Source organism: Ottowia flava (genome assembly GCF_008017535.1).
Classification (GTDB): Bacteria; Pseudomonadota; Gammaproteobacteria; order Burkholderiales; family Burkholderiaceae_C; genus Ottowia; species Ottowia flava.
In genome coordinates this window covers 115382-135186 of sequence record NZ_VRUA01000007.1, presented here as the reverse complement: position 1 = coordinate 135186, position 19805 = coordinate 115382, and the positions used below count along the sequence as shown (strand labels likewise).

At 67.0% G+C, this 19805-nt stretch carries 19 protein-coding genes; 13 read left to right on the top strand and 6 right to left on the bottom strand.

Going from position 1 to position 19805, the window contains the following annotated elements:
• Positions 1-99 precede the first annotated feature (99 nt).
• A complete protein-coding gene (locus FVQ98_RS09585) occupies positions 100-2391 on the top strand; it encodes a heavy metal translocating P-type ATPase (protein ID WP_255507717.1) in 2292 nt (763 codons plus the stop codon).
• A 31-nt stretch (positions 2392-2422) separates the two neighbouring features.
• Here the strand turns inward: FVQ98_RS09585 and FVQ98_RS09580 are convergent, their stop codons facing one another.
• Entirely contained in the window at positions 2423-3472 is a 1050-nt protein-coding gene (locus FVQ98_RS09580; RefSeq protein WP_147913207.1) for an acyltransferase family protein, read from the bottom strand.
• A gap of 372 nt (positions 3473-3844) precedes the next feature.
• Between FVQ98_RS09580 and FVQ98_RS09575 the strand changes: the two genes are divergently transcribed.
• The 5 genes from FVQ98_RS09575 (at position 3845) to fghA (ending at position 7317) form a co-directional block, all read left to right on the top strand.
• On the top strand, positions 3845-4426 hold the full coding sequence (locus FVQ98_RS09575) for a hemerythrin domain-containing protein (protein ID WP_147913206.1): 582 nt from the start codon (positions 3845-3847) through the stop codon (positions 4424-4426).
• Between the two features lie 171 nt (positions 4427-4597).
• A complete protein-coding gene (locus FVQ98_RS09570) occupies positions 4598-4873 on the top strand; it encodes a metal/formaldehyde-sensitive transcriptional repressor (RefSeq protein ID WP_147913205.1) in 276 nt (91 codons plus the stop codon).
• Between the two features lie 48 nt (positions 4874-4921).
• Positions 4922-6037 (top strand): S-(hydroxymethyl)glutathione dehydrogenase/class III alcohol dehydrogenase, encoded by a 1116-nt coding sequence (locus FVQ98_RS09565; RefSeq protein ID WP_147913204.1) that lies wholly within the window; start codon positions 4922-4924, stop codon positions 6035-6037.
• A gap of 45 nt (positions 6038-6082) precedes the next feature.
• Entirely contained in the window at positions 6083-6376 is a 294-nt protein-coding gene (locus FVQ98_RS09560) for a hypothetical protein (RefSeq protein ID WP_147913203.1), read from the top strand.
• 89 nt (positions 6377-6465) lie between these two features.
• A complete protein-coding gene (gene fghA / locus FVQ98_RS09555) occupies positions 6466-7317 on the top strand; it encodes an S-formylglutathione hydrolase (RefSeq protein WP_147913202.1) in 852 nt (283 codons plus the stop codon).
• A gap of 79 nt (positions 7318-7396) precedes the next feature.
• Here fghA and FVQ98_RS20235 read toward each other — a convergent pair whose 3' ends face one another.
• Both FVQ98_RS20235 and FVQ98_RS09545 read right to left on the bottom strand, forming a co-directional pair.
• Complete coding sequence (locus FVQ98_RS20235) at positions 7397-8425, bottom strand: IPTL-CTERM sorting domain-containing protein (protein WP_147913201.1); 1029 nt, start codon at positions 8423-8425, stop codon at positions 7397-7399.
• 185 nt (positions 8426-8610) lie between these two features.
• Entirely contained in the window at positions 8611-9732 is a 1122-nt protein-coding gene (locus tag FVQ98_RS09545) for an alkene reductase (RefSeq protein WP_147913200.1), read from the bottom strand.
• Positions 9733-9862: 130 nt separating this feature from the next.
• On the opposite strand from FVQ98_RS09545, the gene FVQ98_RS09540 reads away from it, so the two are divergent.
• The gene (locus FVQ98_RS09540; protein ID WP_147913199.1) at positions 9863-11074 is read left to right on the top strand and encodes a YbfB/YjiJ family MFS transporter; all 1212 of its coding nucleotides are present in this window, start codon (positions 9863-9865) and stop codon (positions 11072-11074) included.
• A gap of 166 nt (positions 11075-11240) precedes the next feature.
• A complete protein-coding gene (locus FVQ98_RS09535) occupies positions 11241-12107 on the top strand; it encodes a transporter substrate-binding domain-containing protein (protein WP_147913198.1) in 867 nt (288 codons plus the stop codon).
• Positions 12108-12264: 157 nt separating this feature from the next.
• On the opposite strand, the gene gstA is transcribed toward FVQ98_RS09535, so the two are convergent.
• Both gstA and FVQ98_RS09525 read right to left on the bottom strand, forming a co-directional pair.
• Positions 12265-12870: a glutathione transferase GstA gene (gene gstA / locus FVQ98_RS09530; protein ID WP_147913197.1), complete on the bottom strand. Its 606-nt coding sequence runs from the start codon at positions 12868-12870 to the stop codon at positions 12265-12267.
• A gap of 425 nt (positions 12871-13295) precedes the next feature.
• Complete coding sequence (locus FVQ98_RS09525; RefSeq protein ID WP_187265686.1) at positions 13296-13586, bottom strand: YkgJ family cysteine cluster protein; 291 nt, start codon at positions 13584-13586, stop codon at positions 13296-13298.
• A gap of 202 nt (positions 13587-13788) precedes the next feature.
• Between FVQ98_RS09525 and FVQ98_RS09520 the strand changes: the two genes are divergently transcribed.
• The 3 genes from FVQ98_RS09520 (at position 13789) to FVQ98_RS09510 (ending at position 15426) form a co-directional block, all read left to right on the top strand.
• Positions 13789-13974, top strand: a complete 186-nt coding sequence (locus FVQ98_RS09520) for a DUF1328 family protein (RefSeq protein WP_147913196.1) — start codon at positions 13789-13791, stop codon at positions 13972-13974.
• A 177-nt stretch (positions 13975-14151) separates the two neighbouring features.
• Positions 14152-15123 (top strand): cation diffusion facilitator family transporter, encoded by a 972-nt coding sequence (locus tag FVQ98_RS09515; protein WP_147913195.1) that lies wholly within the window; start codon positions 14152-14154, stop codon positions 15121-15123.
• 114 nt (positions 15124-15237) lie between these two features.
• Positions 15238-15426 (top strand): hypothetical protein, encoded by a 189-nt coding sequence (locus FVQ98_RS09510; RefSeq protein WP_147913194.1) that lies wholly within the window; start codon positions 15238-15240, stop codon positions 15424-15426.
• A gap of 58 nt (positions 15427-15484) precedes the next feature.
• On the opposite strand, the gene FVQ98_RS09505 is transcribed toward FVQ98_RS09510, so the two are convergent.
• Complete coding sequence (locus FVQ98_RS09505) at positions 15485-16858, bottom strand: Glu/Leu/Phe/Val family dehydrogenase (RefSeq protein WP_147913193.1); 1374 nt, start codon at positions 16856-16858, stop codon at positions 15485-15487.
• A gap of 242 nt (positions 16859-17100) precedes the next feature.
• On the opposite strand from FVQ98_RS09505, the gene mnmG reads away from it, so the two are divergent.
• Both mnmG and rsmG read left to right on the top strand, forming a co-directional pair.
• On the top strand, positions 17101-19119 hold the full coding sequence (gene mnmG, locus FVQ98_RS09500) for a tRNA uridine-5-carboxymethylaminomethyl(34) synthesis enzyme MnmG (protein ID WP_147913192.1): 2019 nt from the start codon (positions 17101-17103) through the stop codon (positions 19117-19119).
• Complete coding sequence (rsmG, locus tag FVQ98_RS09495) at positions 19116-19769, top strand: 16S rRNA (guanine(527)-N(7))-methyltransferase RsmG (protein ID WP_147913191.1); 654 nt, start codon at positions 19116-19118, stop codon at positions 19767-19769. Before mnmG ends, rsmG begins: the two co-directional genes overlap by 4 nt.
• Positions 19770-19805: the final 36 nt, after the last annotated feature.

Sequence of the window (19805 nt, the reverse complement as noted above, 5' to 3'; positions counted from 1 at the left end):
GAGCTGTCAGCGCAGGTGGTTGTAGTGCTGGAGCCTGATTTCTTTCAAATTCTCTTTACGGCTTGACTCTGCCATGATGGCAAGGTTCATACTGCCCACATGAACACCGAAACCCTGCAAACCCTGGACTTGGGCGTGGGCGGCATGACCTGCGCTTCGTGCGTCGCGCGGGTCGAGAAGGCGCTGAAAAAGGTGCCGGGCGTGGCCGACGCCAACGTCAACCTGGCGACAGAATCGGCGCGCGTGACGGCGCCGGGCATTGAGGCCTTGGCGCCGCAACTGCGCCGCGCCGTGCGCGATGCCGGTTACGAGCCGCGCGCGGCCGATGCCGCCATCGACGACGCCAACGGTTCGCCCTGGGCCGGTTTTGCGCCCGTGGGCATTGGCCTGCTGCTGTCGGCGCCGCTGGTGCTGCCGATGCTGCTCATGCCCTTCGGCATCACGTGGATGCCGCCTGCGTGGGTGCAATTCCTGCTGGCCACGCCGGTGCAGTTCTGGCTGGGCGCGCGCTTTTACAAGGCGGGCTGGCACGCGCTGCGCGCCCGCAGCGGCAACATGGATCTGCTGGTGGCCATCGGCACCTCGGCGGCGTGGGCGTTGTCGGTCTGGCTGTGGCTGTTTTCGGGCCACGGCGAACACGCGCACCTGTACTTTGAAAGCGCGGCCGTGGTGGTCACGCTGGTGCTGCTGGGCAAGTGGCTCGAATCGCGCGCCAAGCGCCAGACCACGGCGGCCATCCGCGCGCTGCATGCGCTGCGGCCCGACGTGGCGCACGTGATCGACTGGGATGGCAGCGAGAAAGATTTGCCCGTGGACGAACTGCGCCGCGGCGACACGCTGGTCGTGCGCCCGGGCGAGCGCATTCCGGCCGATGGCCGCGTGACCGATGGCGCGACGCAGGTGGACGAATCCATGCTGACGGGCGAACCGCTGCCGGTGGCCAAGTCGGTCGGCGACACGCTCACGGGCGGGTCGATCAACGGCGACGGCCGCGTGCGGGTGGAAGTGACGGCCGCCGGCAGCGAAAGCGTGCTGGCCCACATCATTCGGCTGGTCGAAGACGCGCAGGCGGCCAAGGCGCCGGTGCAGCGGCTGGTCGACAAGGTCTCAGCCGTGTTCGTGCCGACGGTGCTGGGTATCGCGCTGCTGACCTTCGTGGGCTGGTGGCTGGCCGGTATCGGGCTGGAGACGGCCATCATCCGCGCCGTGGCGGTGCTGGTCATCGCCTGCCCGTGCGCGCTGGGTCTGGCCACGCCGACGGCCATCATGGCAGGCACCGGGGTGGCGGCCAAGTTCGGCATTCTGATCAAGGACGCCGAAGCGCTGGAGGTGGCGCACCGCGTTGACACCGTCGCTTTCGACAAGACCGGCACGCTGACCGAGGGTCGGCCGCGCCTGCTGGCGCTGGTGCCCGCGCCGGGCGTCGATGAAGCGGCCGCGCTGCGCACCGCCGCCAGTCTGCAAAGCGGCAGCGAACATCCGCTGGCCCGCGCGGTCGTGTCCGCCGCCCAGGACGCGTCGCTGACGCTGACCGAGCCACAGGACGCCCGCGCCGTGCCCGGGCGCGGCACCGAAGGCTGGGTGGACGGCGCCACGGTGCTGATCGGCAGCCAGCGCTGGATGCAGGAGCTGGGCGTGGATTTGAAGCCTTTTGAGGCGGAAGCCCTACAGCAACAAGCGCGAGGTGCTACCGTTTCGATAGTTGCCGTGCGCAGTCAAGAAAGCGAAACGCCGCGTGCCCTCGCGCTGCTCGCTTTTGGCGACGAGCCCAAGCCTGGCGCCCGCGCGGCCATTGACGCGCTGCATGCGCGGGGCCTGCGCGCCGTGATGATCAGCGGCGACAACCGCGGCGCCGCCGAGGCGATGGCGCGGCGCCTGGGCCTGAACCCCGACGCGGGCGAGGTGATGGCCGACGTGCTGCCGGGCGACAAGGCGGCGGCGATCGACGCGTTGCGCCAAGGCGCGGGTTTCGGCGTGGGCACTGAACCAGCGTCTGCCCCGGGCAGCACACCCCGCGCGCCCACGGAGCGCGGGGGCCACGTCATCGCCATGGTCGGCGACGGCGTGAACGACGCGCCGGCGCTGGCCGCCGCCGATGTCGGCATGGCCATGGGCAGCGGCACCGATGTGGCCATGCACGCGGCGGGCGTTACGCTCATGCGCGGCGATGTAGGGTTGGTGCCGGCGGCGCTGGACATCTCGCGCCGCACGGTGGGCAAGATCCGCCAGAACCTGTTCTGGGCCTTCATCTACAACGTGGCGGGCATCCCGCTGGCGGCGCTGGGCTACCTCAGCCCGGTGGTGGCCGGTGCGGCCATGGCACTGAGCTCCGTGAGCGTCATGAGCAATGCGCTGCTGCTCAAGCGCTGGAAGCCGAGCGGGAAGGAATGAGTGGGTGGCGTCGGCCGGTCGGCCAGCGCCTTCACGCCGGCGTCTTCTCTGGGTGGCCGGCTCCCTTGTTGGCGAGCTGGCGGCCCCACCGCATGAACGGCTTTTCGATGAAGCGGTAGCTCAGGTACGCGATGCTGAAAATGCCGGCCAGCGACACGAGCACGACAGCGTATTTGTGTTCCAGGTGCTCCGACACGTACGCGATAACGAGGTAGTGGACGAGATAAATCGAATAGGACGTGTCGGACAGAAAACGCACGACCCTGCCGTGAAAAGTGCGCTTCATGTTGATGAAGGTCCAGAAGATCCCGCCGATCGCCAAGCCCGTCAGGAAAATCGGGTTGGGGAAGTGGGGCGACCATTGGGAAAAGGTCGCCAGGGCAACCACCGACGCCAGTGCGACCGGAACCATCGGCAGCTTGGGGCGGTAAAGGTAAATCACACAACCCATCAGGAAAAATGGCAACTGTCCGATCAGGTTATTGGAAAGGAAGAAATAGACGTAAATGGGGTCTTTTTGATTCAAGGACTCCGCCAGCGGGTGCAGCAGGACGCCGCCCGCCGCCCACCACGTGGCAACGACGATTGAGATCAAAAAGTACGGCAGGATCAGCGTGCGACTGGTCAGCGCCAGCAGAAAGGCCAGGATATACCAGACCCATTCCACACTCAGCGTCCACGACGGGGGGATAAAGGTGTAGCGCAGGTACGCTTCTGGAATGAAGTGCTGCAGCATTACCAGGTTCGCGTAGAAATACGGGTCGGCCAACGCCGATGCCACCAATTTCCCACTCAACAAGCCGAAAACGATGTACCAAAACCAATAAGCCGGGAAAATCCTGAAAATCCGATGAATAAAGTATTCGCGGGCCGAATATTTGTAAGCACTCTGAATAATCAGGTAGCCGCTGATCACGAAAAACAGCTGTACGCCGACCCATCCCCCATTGATCCCGAACCAGCCAAAGTGGATACCGCGCAGCGCTTCAAAGTGGCTCAGCACCACCAGAATGGCGGCGCTGCCGCGCAACAGGTCGATGTTCTTGGTGTTGTGAATGGGGCGGGGATCGGATGGGGTCATGTACCGGGGGTCGCGCCGGTGATCGGCATGGGCTTGGCTGGCGCACGCGGGCTGCTGTTGCGGCGTGCATGCATGGCGAAGATGACGCGACCGTGAAGAGGTTGGCACATGATAAGACGCGTTCGGTCGGGAAGGTGGTTGGCACTGAGCGCGCAGGGGGGCGCTTAAGAAACCCGAAACAAGGGAGGCGCTCGGCAGCTTATGCGCCAGTCACAAAATTTAGGCTGGGCGCCCCAATGCAGCTGAGCGCCCAGCCAGCAGAAGCAGAGGCGGTGTCGTGCCGTCGGCGGGGTGGCTCACCCGTTCCTTGACGCAGGTCATACCACGCGCCGCGGGTCGTTCCTAGACTTGGTCGGAACCCGAGGAGACCCGATGAAACACCGCACCCTGGACATCATTCGCGACGAGCATTCGTCGCTGGCCGCCATGCTGCAGTCGATGCGCATGATGGTGGAGCGGGGCCCGAGGGACGATCCGCGCAACTTCTTCGAGGTGCTGCGCGCCATGCTGTTCTACATCGACGAGTTTCCCGAGCGCCGGCACCACCCGAAGGAAAGCCAGTTGCTGTTCCCGCGGGTGGCCAAGGCCGCGCCGGAGGTCGGCCTGGCGATCGCGCGGCTGGACCGCGACCACGAATATACCGAGCGCGCGGTGCGCGACGTGCAGCACCTGCTGCTGGCGTGGGAGCTGTTGGGCGAGTCGCGCCGTCAGCTCTTCGTGACCGAATTCACGCGCTACGTGAACCTGTACCTGGAGCACATGCGCCTGGAAGAAACCGAGGTGCTGCCCGCGGCCGAGCGCGCGCTGACGGCGGCCGATTGGGACGAGCTGGACGCTGCATTCGAGAAGAACTGCGATCCGCTGACGGGCAAATACCAGCCCGACCCGGTCTATGAAACGCTGTTCTCGCGCATCGTGCGCGAGGCACCGGCGCCGATCGGTTTGGGGGACTGAGCGGCTTTTTACGCCGCCTTACCATTTCCAGGCCGCCGCAGGGCGGCCTTCTTGTTGCGGCGCCCCACGCGCTGTGGCACCCTGCGCGCGAGCACGCGTCCGAAGCCCTCAAAAGGGGAATGCAACGCGTGCGTTTATACTACCCTAGAGTATTTTCACGCGAGGCCCGCCATGCCGCACACGCCCGAAGAGAAAAAACGCGCCATCACGCGCCTGCGCCGCATCCGTGGCCAGGCCGAAGCACTGGAAAGCGCGATCGACGCCGGCACCAGCTGTTCGCAGGTGCTGCAGCAGTTGGCGGCGGTGCGCGGGGCCGTGAACGGCCTGATGGCCGAGGTGCTGGAAGGGCACTTGCGTGAGAACTTCGGCCCTGATGCCGTGACCGCCGGCGACCCGGCGCAGACGATCGACGAGGTGGCGGCGCTGGTGCGCTCCTACCTCAAGTGATCGGCTGCGTGCGGCGCCTGACCCGAACCCTCTAGGAGACCGTTTTTCATGAAATCCCGCGCCGCCGTGGCCTTCAAGGCCGGAGAACCCCTGCAGATCGTCGAGATCGACGTGGCACCGCCCAAGAAGGGCGAAGTGCTGGTGAAGATCACGCACACCGGTGTGTGCCACACCGATGCTTTCACGCTGTCGGGCGACGACCCCGAAGGCATCTTCCCCGCCGTGCTGGGCCATGAAGGCGCGGGCATCGTGGTCGAAGTGGGTGAGGGCGTGACCAGCGTCAAGCCCGGCGACCACGTGATTCCGCTGTACACCGCCGAATGCGGCGAGTGCCTGTTCTGCAAGAGTGGCAAGACCAACCTGTGCGTGGCCGTGCGCGCCACCCAGGGCAAGGGCGTGATGCCCGACGGCACCACGCGTTTTTCGTACAACGGCGAGCCGATTTACCACTACATGGGCTGCTCGACGTTCAGCGAATACACGGTGGTGGCCGAGGTGTCGCTGGCCAAGATCGATCCCAAGGCCAATCCCGAGCAGGTCTGCCTGCTGGGCTGCGGCGTGACCACGGGCCTGGGCGCGGTGAAGAACACTGCCAAGGTGCAGGAAGGCGACAGCGTGGCCGTGTTCGGCCTGGGCGGCATTGGCCTGGCGGTGATTCAGGGCGCCAAGCTGGCCAAGGCCGGCCGCATCATCGCGATCGACACCAACCCCGGCAAGTTCGACCTGGCCCGCACCTTCGGCGCGACCGACTGCGTGAACCCCAAGGACCACGACAAGCCGATCCAGCAGGTGATCGTCGACATGACGACCTGGGGCGTGGACCACAGCTTTGAGTGCATCGGCAACGTCAACGTGATGCGCGCGGCGCTGGAATGCGCCCACCGGGGCTGGGGCCAGAGCGTGATCATCGGCGTGGCCGGTGCGGGGCAGGAGATCTCTACCCGCCCGTTCCAGCTGGTGACGGGCCGCAAATGGCTGGGCACGGCGTTCGGTGGCGTGAAGGGACGCTCGCAACTGCCGGGCATGGTTGAGGACGCGATGGCCGGCAAGATCCAGCTGGAGCCCTTCGTCACGCACACCATGGGCCTGAAGGACATCAACGAAGCGTTCGATTTGATGCACGAAGGCAAGTCGATCCGCTCGGTGGTGCACTACGCCGACTAAGTGCCCAATCGGCCTGTGGCGGTACAGGGACTTGCGCGGCAAGCTATGAAAATCATAGCTCTGGCCTGGTTGCTTGTCACGCCGCTGGCCTGGGCTGACGCGCCCTGCCGCGTGGCCGACAGCACGCCGCGTTTTGACAGCTGGCTGCATGAGCGCCCCGACACCGTTGACGCGCGCTGGCAGCGCGATGGCTGCCGCATCGTCGTCACGCAACCGGGCGTGCCCGGCATGTCGGCGTTTCGTTTGACGCGCGATCTGCGCGGCCGCTGGCAGCTGATGGACGAGACGGCGTTGCCCCAACCGGGGCGCTACCAGCGCTTCGAGCCGCGGCGGCGCTGACCGGATTTCACGTGTTTTAGGCCGCTGGCCGGCGCCTGATATGCGCAGGCAGCTCCTGTTTTTGTAGTCATTTCCAGAGGAGAAGCCCCATGGAACGCACCGAACACCACGCCAGTTTTGGTGGTCGCCAGGAAGTCTGGCAGCACGCCAGCCGCAGCACCGGCACGCCGATGAAGCTGGGCGTGTACCTACCGCCCGCCGCGCTGAAGGGCGAGGCCTGCCCGGTCCTTTACTGGCTCAGCGGCCTGACCTGCACCGAGCAGAACTTCATCACCAAGGCCGGTGCGCAGCAGTTCGCGGCCGAGCACGGCCTGATCCTGATCGCGCCGGACACCAGCCCGCGGGGCGATGATGTACCGAACGACCCGGCCTACGACCTGGGCCAGGGCGCGGGCTTTTACGTGAACGCCACGCAGGCGCCCTGGGCCACCAATTTCCGCATGGAAGAGTACGTGGTGCACGAGCTGCCCGAGGTGGTCGCCGCCCTGCTGCAACAGCAGGGCGTCAAGACCAGCGGGCGCCAGGGCATCTTCGGCCATTCGATGGGCGGCCACGGCGCGCTGACGCTGGCGCTGCGCCACCCCGGCGCCTACCAGAGCGTGTCGGCCTTCGCGCCGATCGTCGCGCCCAGCGCCGTGCCTTGGGGCCAGAAGGTCTTCACCGCCTACCTGGGCGAGGACCGCACCCAATGGCTCGCGCACGACACCGTGGCGCTGATCCCCGGCGCCAAGGAGCGTCTGCCGATCCTGGTGGACCAGGGCGCGGACGACGAATTTCTGTCCCAACTGCAGCCCGAACTGCTGAAAGCCGCGTGCGAGCAGGTCGGCCACCCGTTCACGCTGAACATGCGCCCGGGCTACGACCACAGCTACTACTTCATCGCCAGCTTCATGGGCGAGCACATGGCGCACCACGCGGCGGCGCTGAAGGCGGCCGGCTGAGGGCATGAACAAGGCGCCCGCAGGCGCCTTGTTTATGTGTTGCCCGGCCACGCGGCCGGGCAGGTGCTTGGGCTGGACGTCAGCCCTGCTTGCGCACGCGACGGATGCCGAAGCCCGCCAGCAGTGTGCCCATCGTCAGTAGACCCCAGGTTTCCAGGGTCGGCACGGCCACGACCGGAGGAGCGACCACCGCGGGGTTGACCACTGCCGTGACGGTGCCTGCGGTGCCGGCGTTGGCAAAGGTAGCGGTATTGTCGCTGCTCGATCCGCCAGTGCCGCCGTTGGGGCCGGCCGCGGCAATGGGCGCGGAGACGAAGCTGTTGTTCGCGTCGCCCGCAAAGTAGCAAGAACCACCGCCGCCGCCACCGCCGCCCGAGCTGAAGGGTTCTGCGTGTTCGCGCCCGGCCGCACCACCGGCACCGACCACGCCGGTGTAGCCGCCACCGCCACCGCCACCGCCTGCGCCGTCACCGGAGGTGTTGCCGTTGACGCCCGCGGCTTCGTCGCCCACGCCGACCACGCCCGGCGCGCCCGCGCAGGTCGCAACGTTGTCGACCGCGGTGGCACCCGCGAAACCCGTCCCGCCGGGCACGCCCCAGCTGCCACCACCACCACCACCGCCACCGCCGGCGATGATGATGAGGTTGCCCACGGTCAGCGAACTGGCGCCGCCGCCGCCGCCACCGGCACCGCTGTAATCCTTGTGGTTGGCGCCCCCGCCCGTGCCGCCGGCGCCGTTGCCCGCGCCGCCGGCGCCACCGGTCTTGCCACCAGAGTTGTTGTGTTGCTTGTTTTCACCGCCTGCGCCTGCCGCACCTTGCACCACGGTGATCGTTTGACCAGGCTGGACGGCGATGGTCGCCGTGACGGTGGTGCTGGCACCGCCCTGGCCGCCCGGGCCTTGCGTGGTCGTGGTACCGATGGTGCGCTCGGCATCGCTGCCACCGCCGCCGCCGCTGCCGCTGGTGACGGTGACGTCGATCCCGTAGACGCCGGGCGGTACCACGGCGCTGCCGCTGGACAGGTCGATCGCCTGGGCGAAGGCGGCTGCGCCCAGCAGGGTCAGGCCCGCGCCGCTGATCAGTGAACGGACGAATGTTGGCTGCATTTTTGACGCTCCCTATATGACGTTGAGTATAGTATTTTGGCGGTTTTGCCTATGCATTGCGACTTAACTGCTTGCGGTTTTTCGCAGGAAGCCAATGCTTTCAACGGGAGTGTTGTGAATGGGCGACTATCGCGGCCCAACGGGGAGCGCGGGCTGAGCACCGCGCGTCACGGCGTCAGTGATGTTTACAGCGGCGGGTAGTCCGTGTACCCGGCGGCCCCGCCGCCGTACATCGTGGCCTTGTCCAGCCCCTGGAACGGGCCGCCGCGGCGCAGGCGCTCGGTCAGGTCGGGCATGCTGATGAAGGCCTTGCCGAAGGCGACCAAGTCGGCGCGGCCGCTGGCGATGGCGTCTTTCGCCAGTTCGGGGTCGTAGCCGTTGTTGACCATCCAGGCGGCGCGGCCACCGGCTTGGCGGTAGGCGGCCTTGGCCTGGGCGTAGTCGAACGGGCGGCCGTCCACCACGCGCGGGCCGCCGGTGGCGCCTTCGATGACGTGCACGTAGGCCAGGCCGAGCGGCGCCAGCTGCGCCAGCAGGTGATCGAACAGCGGCTGCGGGTCGTCGTCGTGGATGTCGTTGGCGGGCGTGACGGGCGACAGGCGGATGCCGACGCGGTCGTGGCCCACGGCGTCGACCACGGCGCGGGTGACTTCCAGCATCAGGCGGGCGCGGTTGGCGATGCTGCCGCCGTAGTCGTCGCTGCGGTGGTTGGCGTTGGTCTTCAAAAACTGGTCCAGCAAATAGCCGTTGGCGCCGTGGATTTCCACGCCGTCGAAGCCGGCCGACTGCACGGCGTTGCGCGCGGCCACGGCGTAGTCGTGCACGATGCCAGGGATCTCGTGGCGGTGCAGCGCGCGCGGCTGACTGGTCATGGCGAAGCCGCCCTGGCCTTCGCCGTCGATCAGGTAGGTCTTGGTGTTGGCGCGGATGGCGGAAGGGGCGACCGGGTCCCCATGATCGGGTTGCAGCAGGTGGTGCGACACGCGGCCCACGTGCCACAGCTGGCACACGATCTTGCCGCCCGCCTCGTGCACGGCGCGGGTGACTTTCTTCCAGCCGTCGATCTGCTCGGAGCCGTACAGCCCGGGCACGTCGGCGTAGCCCTGGCCTTGCGGGCTGATGGCGGTCGCTTCGCTGACGATCAGGCCGGCGCCGGTTTCGGGGTCGGCGCGCTGCGCGTAGTAGGTGGCCATCAGCGGAGTGGGAACCGCGTTGGGCGCGCGATTGCGGGTCAGCGGCGCCATGACGACGCGGTTGGCGACGTCAATGGCGCCCACGCGGGCGGCGGAAAACAGGCTCGTCGGCATACGAAGGGTCCTTGCGGCTGGCGCGGTGTCGAAGTGGCCGATCATTGTGCGCCGATCGTGCGCGGCGCGGGCGGGCGCCGCTGTCGCCACGGCGCGGCGCGCGGCCGCACGCCTGCTCCACAATGCGCGCATGCCCGCGCCCGAGTCTTCCCTGCGCCGCCTGCTGTGGCTGGCGCTTGCCCTGTCGCTGGGCGCGGCCGTGTCGCTGGGCGTGACGCGCTTCGCTTACGGGCTGCTGCTGCCGGTGATGCGCGAGGACCTGGATTGGAGCTACACCCTGGCCGGCGCCATGAACACCGCCAACGCGCTGGGCTACCTGATCGGCGCGCTGGCCACGCCGCGGCTGATCCGCCGCTTTGGCGCGTCGCGCGTGCTGCTGGGCGGCGCGCTGCTGGCCAGCGTGTTCATGGCGGCGTCGGGCTTTTTCACCGCGGCCGGGCCGCTGATGCTGCAACGCACGCTGGCGGGCGCGGCCAGCGCGCTGGTGTTTGTGGCCGGCGGGCTGATGGCGGCGCGCCTGGGCGCGCGCGCGCCGGAGCACGCCGGCCTGCTGCTGGGCCTGTACTACGGCGGCACGGGCTGGGGCATCGTGGTGTCGGCGCTGGGCGTGCCGGCGCTGCTGGCGGCGGGCGCGGCGGCCCCGCACGCCTGGGCCTGGGCCTGGTGGGGGCTGGCGCTGGCCTGCGTGCTGGCCACGCTGGGCTTGCTGTGGCCTGCCAGGGTACTTCAAAAAGAGGAGCTGGTTGCGCAGGTGGCTGTAGGGCCAAAGGCCAATTCTGTTCACCATCCCCTGCCCTGGCGGCGCATGGTGCCGGCCCTGGTTGGCTACACGCTGTTTGGTGTGGGCTACATCGGTTACATGACCTTTGTGATCGCGCTGCTGCGCGAGCAAGGCGTGCGCCCCGGCGCCATCACGCTGTTCTACGCCTTGCTGGGGCTGGCGGTGGTGGCGTCGGCGCGCATCTGGGCCGGCTTGCTCAACCGCGCCAAAGGCGGCGGTGCGCTGGCGCTGCTGAACGCGCTGCTGGGCGTGGCCACGGTGCTGCCGGCGCTGACCGGCGCGTGGCCGGTGGTGCTGGCCTCGGGCCTGCTGTTTGGCGCGGTGTTCCTGTCGGTGGTGGCGTCGACCACGGCCTTTGTGCGCCACAACCTGCCGCAGCCGCAGTGGGCGGCGGGCATCAGTGCCTTCACCATCTTGTTCGCGCTGGGCCAGATCGTCGGGCCAACCGTGGTGGGCTGGGTGGCCGACGGCGCGGGTGGGCTGGCGCGCGGGCTGGTGTATTCGGCCGGCGCGCTGTGGCTGGGCGCTCTGATGGCCTGGCGGCAGAAGCCGCTGATGTGACTTATTGCGCGGGCGCGTCGGGCGCTTGCACCGATGGCGGAACTAGTGCGCATACTGGGCACCGTTGTGGCGCCATAGACCTAGGCGGCGCCCGTTGCGGCGCCAACAATGCGCGCCGGAGCGCGCCGGAGGTCGGCCGCGCAAGACCGTTGCAAGAAAGCTTCTTATGCGTCCCGTTGTTGCCACCCTGATTCACCGCGCCGTGCTGTGCGCGGCCGTCCTGTCCACCGCGCCCGCGTTCGCGCAGTCGGCGCCCGCCGATACGCTGGCCAAGATCGCGGCCAGCAAGAGCATCACCCTCGGTGTGCGCAAGGATGCGCAACCGTTTTCGTACCTGGACGGCAATGGCAAGCCGGCCGGCTTCAGCTGGGGCCTGTGCCAGGCCATCGTGCAGCACATGAGTGAAGAGCTGAAGGCGCCTATCGCCGTGAAGTTCGAACCGGTGTCGCTGTTCGATTCGTTCAGCATGTTGAAAGACGGCAAGATCGACCTGCACTGCGGCATCACGTCCAACACCGCCGCGCGCGCCGAATTGGTGGATTTTTCCGACACCTTCTACGTGTCGCGCGTAGTGGCCGCCTACCGCGCCGGCGACACGCAGTACGCGTCGCCGCGCGAATTCGGCCGCACCGGCGTGCTGCGCGGCTCCACCGCGCAGGGGCTGATGAAGACCTACGCCGCCAAGAAGGCCGCCACGCTGTTGCTGGGCCCGGTGCGCGAAGTCAGCAGCTACGGCGAGGGCGTGCAACTGCTCAAGAACAAGACCATCGACACGCTGGTCGCCGACGAGCTGATGATCCCCAAAGACCCCGCGTTGGCCCTGCGCCGAGAGCAGCTGACGGTGGAGCCCTACGCCCTCGTCATGCGCAAGGGCGACCGGGCGTTGCAGGCTGCTGTCGACCGCGCCATGCAAAAGGTGCTGAGCGGCACGCAGGGCAAGCAACTGGCGATCAGCAACAGTGTGCAGGTGGACCACATGACCACCGACGCCTGGCGCAAGCCCAGCAAGCAGCCGGCGCCGCCCGTGCTGTGATCGCCACCGCGCTGATGGCGATCGAATCGGTTTTTGAGTATATTGGCCGCCAGCGCAATAGCAATAAGCGTGATCAGCTATTAAAAAAGTAGCTTGACCAGGCAATGCTCGCACAACCTCTGCCGTGGTTGTGCGCGCTTGCGCATCCCGTCTGCGATCAGGTCAGTCCTTCGGCCTGCATCGCACGCTGCACCGCAGGACGCGCGGCCACGCGCTCGCGGAACGCCAGCAGGTTGGGCAGATCCGACAGGTCGATGTTCATCGGTTTGGCCCAGTTGGTCACCACGAACAGGTAGCCGTCGGCCACGGTGAAGTCGTCGCCCATCAGGTAGGACTTGCCGGCCAGTTCGCCATCCACCCACTTCAGGCGGCCGAGCAGGTTGGTGACGAACAGCTTCTTGGCCTCTTCGGGCATGGCCGGATTGAACAGCGGACTGAAGTTCTTGTGGACTTCGGTGCCGATGAAGTTCAGCCAGCTCTGCAACTGGTAGCGCGCGAGCGTGCCGTTGGGTGGCGCCAGCTTCTTGTCGGGCGCCTGGTCGGCGATGTACTGCACGATGGCCGGGCCTTCGCGCAGGCCGGTCCCGTCGTCTAACACCAGGTAAGGCACGTAGCCCAGCGGGTTGATCTTGCGGTAGTCCGAGCCGTCCGGCAGCACTTTGGTCTTGGTCGGTGCGGAAATGGCTTCGTACTTCAGCCCGGACTCTTCCAGTGCGATGTGGGGCGACAGCGAGCAGGCGCCGGCGGAATAAAACAGTTTCATGAAACGGCTCCAGGGTTGAACAAGGCGCGGGTGCGGCGCGTGCGGCTTGACTGCAGGCACGTCACCCGGGCCACAACCAGCGTACCAAAGATCGGCATTTGGCGTGGAGGTGGCCCGAGCGCGCATCGACGCGCTGCCGTGCCGGGTACAGGACACCCGTGGCAGCCAACGCCAACTACGTCACGGCTCGGGCCTTTGTCGCGCAGTGAGCACGGGCTTCCCGCAGGCACTTATCCCTATGCTTTAAAACATAAATTTAATGGGTGCGCGCTGTCGCCGACTTGCCGGCCAGCGCGCACGCCCCTGGCAAGGGGGGCACCAGCAGTCAGGGAGGACAGGCGGGTAAAAAAAAGCACATTCAAGATCCGATCGCGCGGCTGCGGCTGCGGCTGCCTGGCACGGGCGCGCGGCCGCGCTGCCAGACGTCAGTCGGCTGCGGCCGTCGCGCGCTCGAGCGCGGTGAGCCAGCGCATCGCGTGCGCGCCGCCGTCGTCGGCGGGACCGCACATGGCGTGTTCGGGGCGCAGCCCGCCGCAAACTGCCGGGCGCTCGGGCCGACCGAACAGGCGGCAACGCAGGTCGGCGTCCAGCTGCACGCAGCGCACACCGGCCGGTTTGCCCTGCGGCATGCCCGGAATCGGCGAGCTGATCGATGGTGCGATGCAGCAGGCGCCGCATCCCGGGCGGCAGTCGGGGCGAGCGGTGTTATCGATCAAAGCAGGTCAAAGCCCTTGCTGGTAATGCGCAGGCAGCTTCCAGAAATATAGCTAATACGCGGTGCAAGGTACTGCCTGTGTGCAGCGTTGTCCTACGGCGTGCGGCCTCGCTCGCCGACGCCGGCCGGACACATGCCCTGCCCACAATCGTCGACAACAAACCCGAAAACCGTCTGTACACGAAAAAAAGAGGAATCCAACCATGTTGAAGTGGGCCATTATTTTCGCCGTGATCGCGTTGATCTCCGGTTTACTGGGCTTCAGTGGTGTTGCCGCGGGCGCGGCTGGCATCGCCAAGATCCTGTTCATTCTGTTTCTCGTCGTTGCGGTGGTCATGCTGGTGTTGGCCATGCTGGGCGGCAAGGCGATTGGCAACGCGTTGAAATGACGCTTGCGGGCCGCGCCTGCGCCGGCCGCTCGCAGTCTCCAGGGCTCTGGACAAGCGGCCATGACATTCACCGAAGCCACGCTGGCGCGTCCAATGTCCTGTGCGGGTGTGTGCCTGACGTATTCAGCGCCCGAGCGGTAATGCTTTAGCACGCGCGACCAGCCGCGGCACCCCGCCATGACAACGCAGCAGGCCGATTCCAGCCGCATGGTGGTGTACGCGGCAATGGCTGGCAACCTGGCCGTGGCAGTGGTCAAGTTCATCGCGGCGGCGTTGACCGGCAGTTCGGCCATGTTGAGCGAAGGTGTGCACTCGCTGGTCGACACCGGCAACGAAGTGCTGCTGCTCTATGGCATGAAGCGCGCGCGCCGGCCGGCAGACGAGTCGCATCCGTTCGGTTATGGGCGCGAGCTGTATTTCTGGTCATTCATCGTCGCGCTGCTCGTGTTTGCGCTGGGCGCAGGGGTTTCGCTGTACGAAGGCGTGCACCACTTGCGCCACCCTGAGCCGATCGAGCGGCCGATCATCAACTACGTCGTCCTGCTTGCGGCGATGGCGTTCGAGGGCGCTTCGTGGTGGGTCGCCTGGCGCGAGTTCAAGCGGGCGCGCGGCGAGGTCGACACCTTGCAGGCGGTGCGCGACAGCAAGGATCCGACCACGTTCGTCGTGCTGTTCGAGGACAGTGCAGCGATGCTGGGCCTCATGATCGCGCTGGCCGGTGTGGCGGCCAGCCACCTGCTGGAGCTGCCGGAGGCCGACGGCATCGCTTCGATCCTGATCGGTGGGGTGCTGGCGGCGACCGCCTATTTCCTGGCCGTCGAGACCAAGGGTCTGCTGATGGGCGAGCCGGCCCTGCCGCGCGTGCGCCGCCTGATTCTGGAAGCAGCGCAGGGCGAGCCGGGCATCCGCACGATCAACGGCGTGATCACGTCGCAGCAGGGGCCGCACACGGTGATTGCCGCGATCAGCGTTGCTTTCGACGACGCCATGACGGCGGTGGAGATCGAGGCCTGCATCGAGCGCATCGAAGCGGTGTTGCAGCGCACGGCGCCTGACGTGATTGCGCTGTTCGTCAAGCCGCAGACGCCGCAGGCCTGGGCCGAACGGCTGCGGCGCCGGCAACGGCGGGGCGCCGAGGGCAACGGCTGAGCCTGTCGGGCGCCCCACACCACGGCCGAGGCGCTGCGGTGCGACCTTTGCACGCCAGACACCTCGGTACAGACGCCGGAAAGGCGGTGCGCCTACCGTCGGGTCCACGGGTGCTTGGGCGCGCACGCGGTCTGCACCAACCCGGCTACCAGCGCCGGCTCGTTCGGTTTCTACCCGTGGATGGATGCCAGCAAGACCTGGTACGGCATCGTGGCGCGGGCCGATCAGTCGGGCAGCGGTTTCGATTCGTTCCAGTGCGGTCAGCTGATCCGCAGCGCCTGGATGCAAGGCGTGGCGCATTGAGCTTGCGCCACCGCAGATGGGCCTGGGGCGGTGCGCACCGGCACCGCCCTGCGGTACATCAGGGGTAGAGGCCGCGCTGATCGCGCGCCGTCAGGATGCGCGTACAAGCCACGATGAAGGTGGCGGTGCGCAGGCTGACCTTGTGCTGTTGCGCGGTGTTCCACACACCGGCAAACGCCTCTTTCATGATGCGCACCAGGCGCTGGTTGATCTCCTCTTCGCTCCAGAAGAAGCTGGAGAAGTCCTGCACCCATTCGAAGTAGCTCACCGTCACGCCGCCGGCGTTGGCGATGACGTCGGGCACGACCAGGATGCCCTTGTCCTGCAGGATGTCGTCGGCCTCGGGGGTGGTGGGGCCGTTGGCGCCTTCGATCACCATCTTGGCCTTCACCTTGCCGGCGTTCTCCTTGGTCAGCTGGCCTTCCAGCGCGGCGGGGATCAGGATGTCGCACTTGGTGCCCCAGAACTCGCCGGGCTTGAGTGCTTCGGCACCCTTGAAGCCGGCCACACCGCCGGTTTCTGCCACATGGTCAAGCAGTTTGGGCACGTTCAGGCCCTTGTCGTTGGCTATGCCGCCGGTGTGGTCCTGCACCGCGACGACCAGGGCGCCCGCCTCGGCGAACAGCTTGCCGGCGATGCCGCCCACGTTGCCGAAGCCTTGGACCGCCACGCGCGCGCCGGCGATCGGCAGGCCGATCTGCTGCGCCGCCTCAACGCCCACGGTGAACACGCCGCGGCCCGTGGCCTCGCGTCGGCCGAGCGAGCCGCCCAGGTCGACCGGTTTGCCGGTGACCACGCCGGTGGCGGTGGCGCCGACGTTCATCGAGTAGGTGTCCATCATCCAGGCCATCACCTTCTCGTTGGTGTTGACGTCGGGTGCCGGAATGTCCTTGTGCGGGCCGATGATGATGCCGATTTCGCTGGTGTAGCGGCGCGTCAGGCGTTCCAGCTCGCCCTTGGACAAGGTGCGCGGGTCGACCCGGATGCCGCCTTTGGCACCGCCGTAGGGCACGTTCACGGCGGCGTTCTTCACCGACATCCAGGCCGCCAGCGCCATCACTTCAGACAGGGTCACCGCCTGGTGGAAGCGCACGCCACCCTTGCCGGGGCCGCGGCTGACGTTGTGCTGCACGCGGTAGCCTTCGAAGTGCGCGATGGTGCCGTTGTCCATTTCAATGGGCACGTCGACGATCAGCGCGCGCTTGGGGCGTTTGAGTGTTTCGACCCAGCGCGCGAGCGGCCCAAGGTAGGGCGTGACGCGGTCAACCTGCGTGAGGTAGATACCCCAGGGGCCAAGGTGGTTGGGATCGAGGTAGGACGGCACCTGGTGCACGGGCGCGCTGGTGGGCGCCGGGGCGGCCGCGGCCGAGGTCTTCGGCGCAGCTTTGGTGACGGGGGCCGGCGAGGCCTTCTTGGATTTGGCGGTAGCCATGGAAGTCTTGGTCTCCTGGTTGGACCGACATACATGCCCCAGCATTCCTTGGCTGGGCGCCTTGACGGTCTGCCCGTCAGCATAGCAGGGCGGCGTGAGATGGTCGATTGGCGGCGCTTAGATGCTATGAAAAGGGTAGCTGTCTGCGCAGTGTGGTCGCGACAGAATGGCCAATTGCCTTTAAAATAAGCGCCTTTCCCGAATTCAGAGGACGCGGCCTGCCAGCAGCGCCGCCATTTGCCGTGCCCCCACCCACCTACACCCATCCGCAGCACTTCGACGTGATCGTCGTCGGCGGCGGCCACGCCGGCACCGAGGCCGCGCTGGCGGCCGCGCGCATGGGCGCCCAGACCCTGCTGCTGACCCACAACATCGAGACGCTGGGCCAGATGAGCTGCAACCCCAGCATCGGCGGCATCGGCAAGGGCCATCTGGTGAAGGAAGTGGATGCACTGGGTGGCGCCATGGCGCTGGCCACGGACGAGGGCGGCATCCAGTTCCGCATCCTTAACAGCAGCAAGGGCCCCGCCGTGCGCGCCACCCGCGCCCAGGCCGACCGCGTGCGCTACAAGGCCGCCATCCGCCGCATGCTGGAGAACCAGCCCAACCTGTGGCTGTTCCAGCAGGCGGTCGATGATCTGCTGCTGGAAGGCGGCCGCGTGGTCGGCGCCGTGACGCAGGTCGGCATCGCCTTCCGTGGCCGCACCGTGGTGCTGACGGCCGGCACTTTCCTGGACGGGCGCATCCACGTCGGGCTGGACAACTACCAGGCCGGCCGCGCGGGCGACCCCCCGGCGGTCTCGCTGTCCGCGCGCCTGAAGGAATTGAAACTGCCGCAAGGCCGGCTGAAGACCGGCACGCCGCCGCGCCTGGACGGCCGCAGCATCGACTTCACGGCCTGCGAAGAGCAACCCGGCGACGGCATGCCCGGTGGCCAGAACCCGCACATGCCGGTGTTCAGCTTCATGGGCCGCGCCAACATGCACCCGCAGCAAGTGCCGTGCTGGATTACGCACACCAACGCGCGCACGCACGAGATCATCCGCAGCGGATTTGACCGCAGCCCCATGTTCACCGGCAAGATCGAGGGCGTGGGGCCGCGCTATTGCCCCAGCGTGGAAGACAAGATCAACCGCTTTGCCGATAAAGAAAGCCACCAGATCTTTCTGGAACCCGAAGGCCTGGACACGCATGAGGTCTACCCCAACGGCATTTCCACCAGCCTGCCGTTCGACATCCAGCTGGCGCTGGTGCGGTCGATGAAGGGGCTGGAGAACGCCCACATCCTGCGCCCCGGCTACGCCATTGAATACGACTACTTCGACCCACGCAGCCTGAAAAGCAGCTTCGAAACCAAGCAGATCGGCGGCCTGTTCTTTGCAGGCCAGATCAACGGCACCACCGGCTACGAAGAGGCGGCGGCGCAGGGCCTGTTTGCCGGCATCAACGCCGCACTGCAATGCCGCCAACTGGAGGGCCGCGCCGACGACTTTGGCGGCCAATGGCTGCCGCGCCGTGACGAGGCCTACTTGGGCGTGCTGGTCGACGACCTCATCACCAAAGGCGTGACCGAGCCCTACCGCATGTTCACCAGCCGCGCCGAATTCCGCCTGCAACTGCGCGAAGACAACGCCGACATGCGTCTGACGGAAGTTGGTCGCCAACTGGGTCTGGTGGACGACGCGCGCTGGGAGGCGTTCAGCCGCAAGCGCGATGCGGTTTCACGTGAAACAGAGCGATTGAAGTCCACCTGGGTCAACCCGCGCAATCTGCCTGCGACGGAATCCGAGCGCGTACTAGGCAAGGCCATCGAGCATGAGCACAACCTGTTCGACTTGCTGCGCCGCCCGGGTGTGAGCTACGACGCGCTGATGGGCATGGACGACGGCAAGCACCGCTCCACCGATGTTTCACGTGAAACATTGGGCGAAGACGCCGTTGGTCCGGTGGTCGAGCAGGTCGAGATCGCTGCCAAGTACTCGGGCTACATCGACCGGCAGCGTGAGGAAGTGGGGCGCACGGCCTATTACGAGAGCCTGCGCCTGCCCGCCGACCTCGACTACCTGCAGATCACCGCGCTGTCGATCGAGGTGCGGCAGAAGCTGCAACAGCACCGGCCGGATACGCTGGGGCAGGCCGGCCGCATCAGTGGTGTGACGCCCGCGGCGATTTCGCTCTTGCTGATCCACCTGAAAAAAGGCGGCTTCAAAGGCTTTGCCGGCCCGACGCTCGCGGCCGCCGATGCGGCCCAGGCGGCATGAGCGGCCCCGATCTGGCCGCCGCGTTGGACCGAGGCGCGCAGGCGCTGGGCGTGGCGCTGACCGCTGGGCAGCGCACCCAGTTGCTAGACTACTTGGCTTTGCTCGCCAAATGGAACAAGGTCTACAACCTGACGGCGGTCCGCGACCCTCAGGAGATGCTGACGCACCACTTGCTGGACAGTCTGGCTGTCATCGCGCCATTGCGCCAGCAGAGGGGTGAGGGCGCCTTCAAGCTGTTGGATGTGGGTTCAGGCGGTGGCCTGCCGGGCGTGGTGATCGCCATTTGCTGCCCGACGGCGCAGGTGACTTGTGTCGACGCGGTGGCCAAGAAAGCGGCCTTTGTCCAGCAGGTGGCGGTGTCGCTGGGCTTGCGCAACCTGACGGGCTTGCACGCGCGGGTGGAATCGGTGCGGCAAGCGTTTGACGTGGTGGCGTCGCGCGCCTTTGCCTCGCTGGTGGACTTCACCACCTGGTCGGTCGGCGCGTTGGCGCCGCAGGGTGTCTGGGTGGCCATGAAAGGCAAGCACCCCGACGACGAAATTGCCGCGCTGCCGCCCACCGTTGAGGTGTTCCACGTGGAACAATTGCGGGTGCCCGGGCTGGATGCCGAGCGCTGCCTGCTCTGGCTGCGCCCGCGCGGCCACGCCTGACTTCCCCCTTTTTCTCCTCATCGCAAAGGACGCCGC

What these genes read in the sequence shown, in the direction of transcription:
- FVQ98_RS09520 (WP_147913196.1), top strand. Translation starts at nt 13,789, where the DNA reads ATGTTGAAGTGGGCCATTATTTTCGCCGTGATCGCGTTGATCTCCGGT.
- FVQ98_RS09565 (WP_147913204.1), top strand. Translation starts at nt 4,922, where the DNA reads ATGAAATCCCGCGCCGCCGTGGCCTTCAAGGCCGGAGAACCCCTGCAG.
- fghA (WP_147913202.1), top strand. Translation starts at nt 6,466, where the DNA reads ATGGAACGCACCGAACACCACGCCAGTTTTGGTGGTCGCCAGGAAGTC.
- FVQ98_RS09570 (WP_147913205.1), top strand. Translation starts at nt 4,598, where the DNA reads ATGCCGCACACGCCCGAAGAGAAAAAACGCGCCATCACGCGCCTGCGC.
- FVQ98_RS20235 (WP_147913201.1), bottom strand. Translation starts at nt 8,425, where the DNA reads ATGCAGCCAACATTCGTCCGTTCACTGATCAGCGGCGCGGGCCTGACC.
- FVQ98_RS09560 (WP_147913203.1), top strand. Translation starts at nt 6,083, where the DNA reads ATGAAAATCATAGCTCTGGCCTGGTTGCTTGTCACGCCGCTGGCCTGG.
- gstA (WP_147913197.1), bottom strand. Translation starts at nt 12,870, where the DNA reads ATGAAACTGTTTTATTCCGCCGGCGCCTGCTCGCTGTCGCCCCACATC.
- FVQ98_RS09540 (WP_147913199.1), top strand. Translation starts at nt 9,863, where the DNA reads ATGCCCGCGCCCGAGTCTTCCCTGCGCCGCCTGCTGTGGCTGGCGCTT.
- FVQ98_RS09575 (WP_147913206.1), top strand. Translation starts at nt 3,845, where the DNA reads ATGAAACACCGCACCCTGGACATCATTCGCGACGAGCATTCGTCGCTG.
- FVQ98_RS09580 (WP_147913207.1), bottom strand. Translation starts at nt 3,472, where the DNA reads ATGACCCCATCCGATCCCCGCCCCATTCACAACACCAAGAACATCGAC.
- FVQ98_RS09515 (WP_147913195.1), top strand. Translation starts at nt 14,152, where the DNA reads ATGACAACGCAGCAGGCCGATTCCAGCCGCATGGTGGTGTACGCGGCA.
- FVQ98_RS09545 (WP_147913200.1), bottom strand. Translation starts at nt 9,732, where the DNA reads ATGCCGACGAGCCTGTTTTCCGCCGCCCGCGTGGGCGCCATTGACGTC.
- FVQ98_RS09505 (WP_147913193.1), bottom strand. Translation starts at nt 16,858, where the DNA reads ATGGCTACCGCCAAATCCAAGAAGGCCTCGCCGGCCCCCGTCACCAAA.
- FVQ98_RS09585 (WP_255507717.1), top strand. Translation starts at nt 100, where the DNA reads ATGAACACCGAAACCCTGCAAACCCTGGACTTGGGCGTGGGCGGCATG.
- rsmG (WP_147913191.1), top strand. Translation starts at nt 19,116, where the DNA reads ATGAGCGGCCCCGATCTGGCCGCCGCGTTGGACCGAGGCGCGCAGGCG.
- FVQ98_RS09535 (WP_147913198.1), top strand. Translation starts at nt 11,241, where the DNA reads ATGCGTCCCGTTGTTGCCACCCTGATTCACCGCGCCGTGCTGTGCGCG.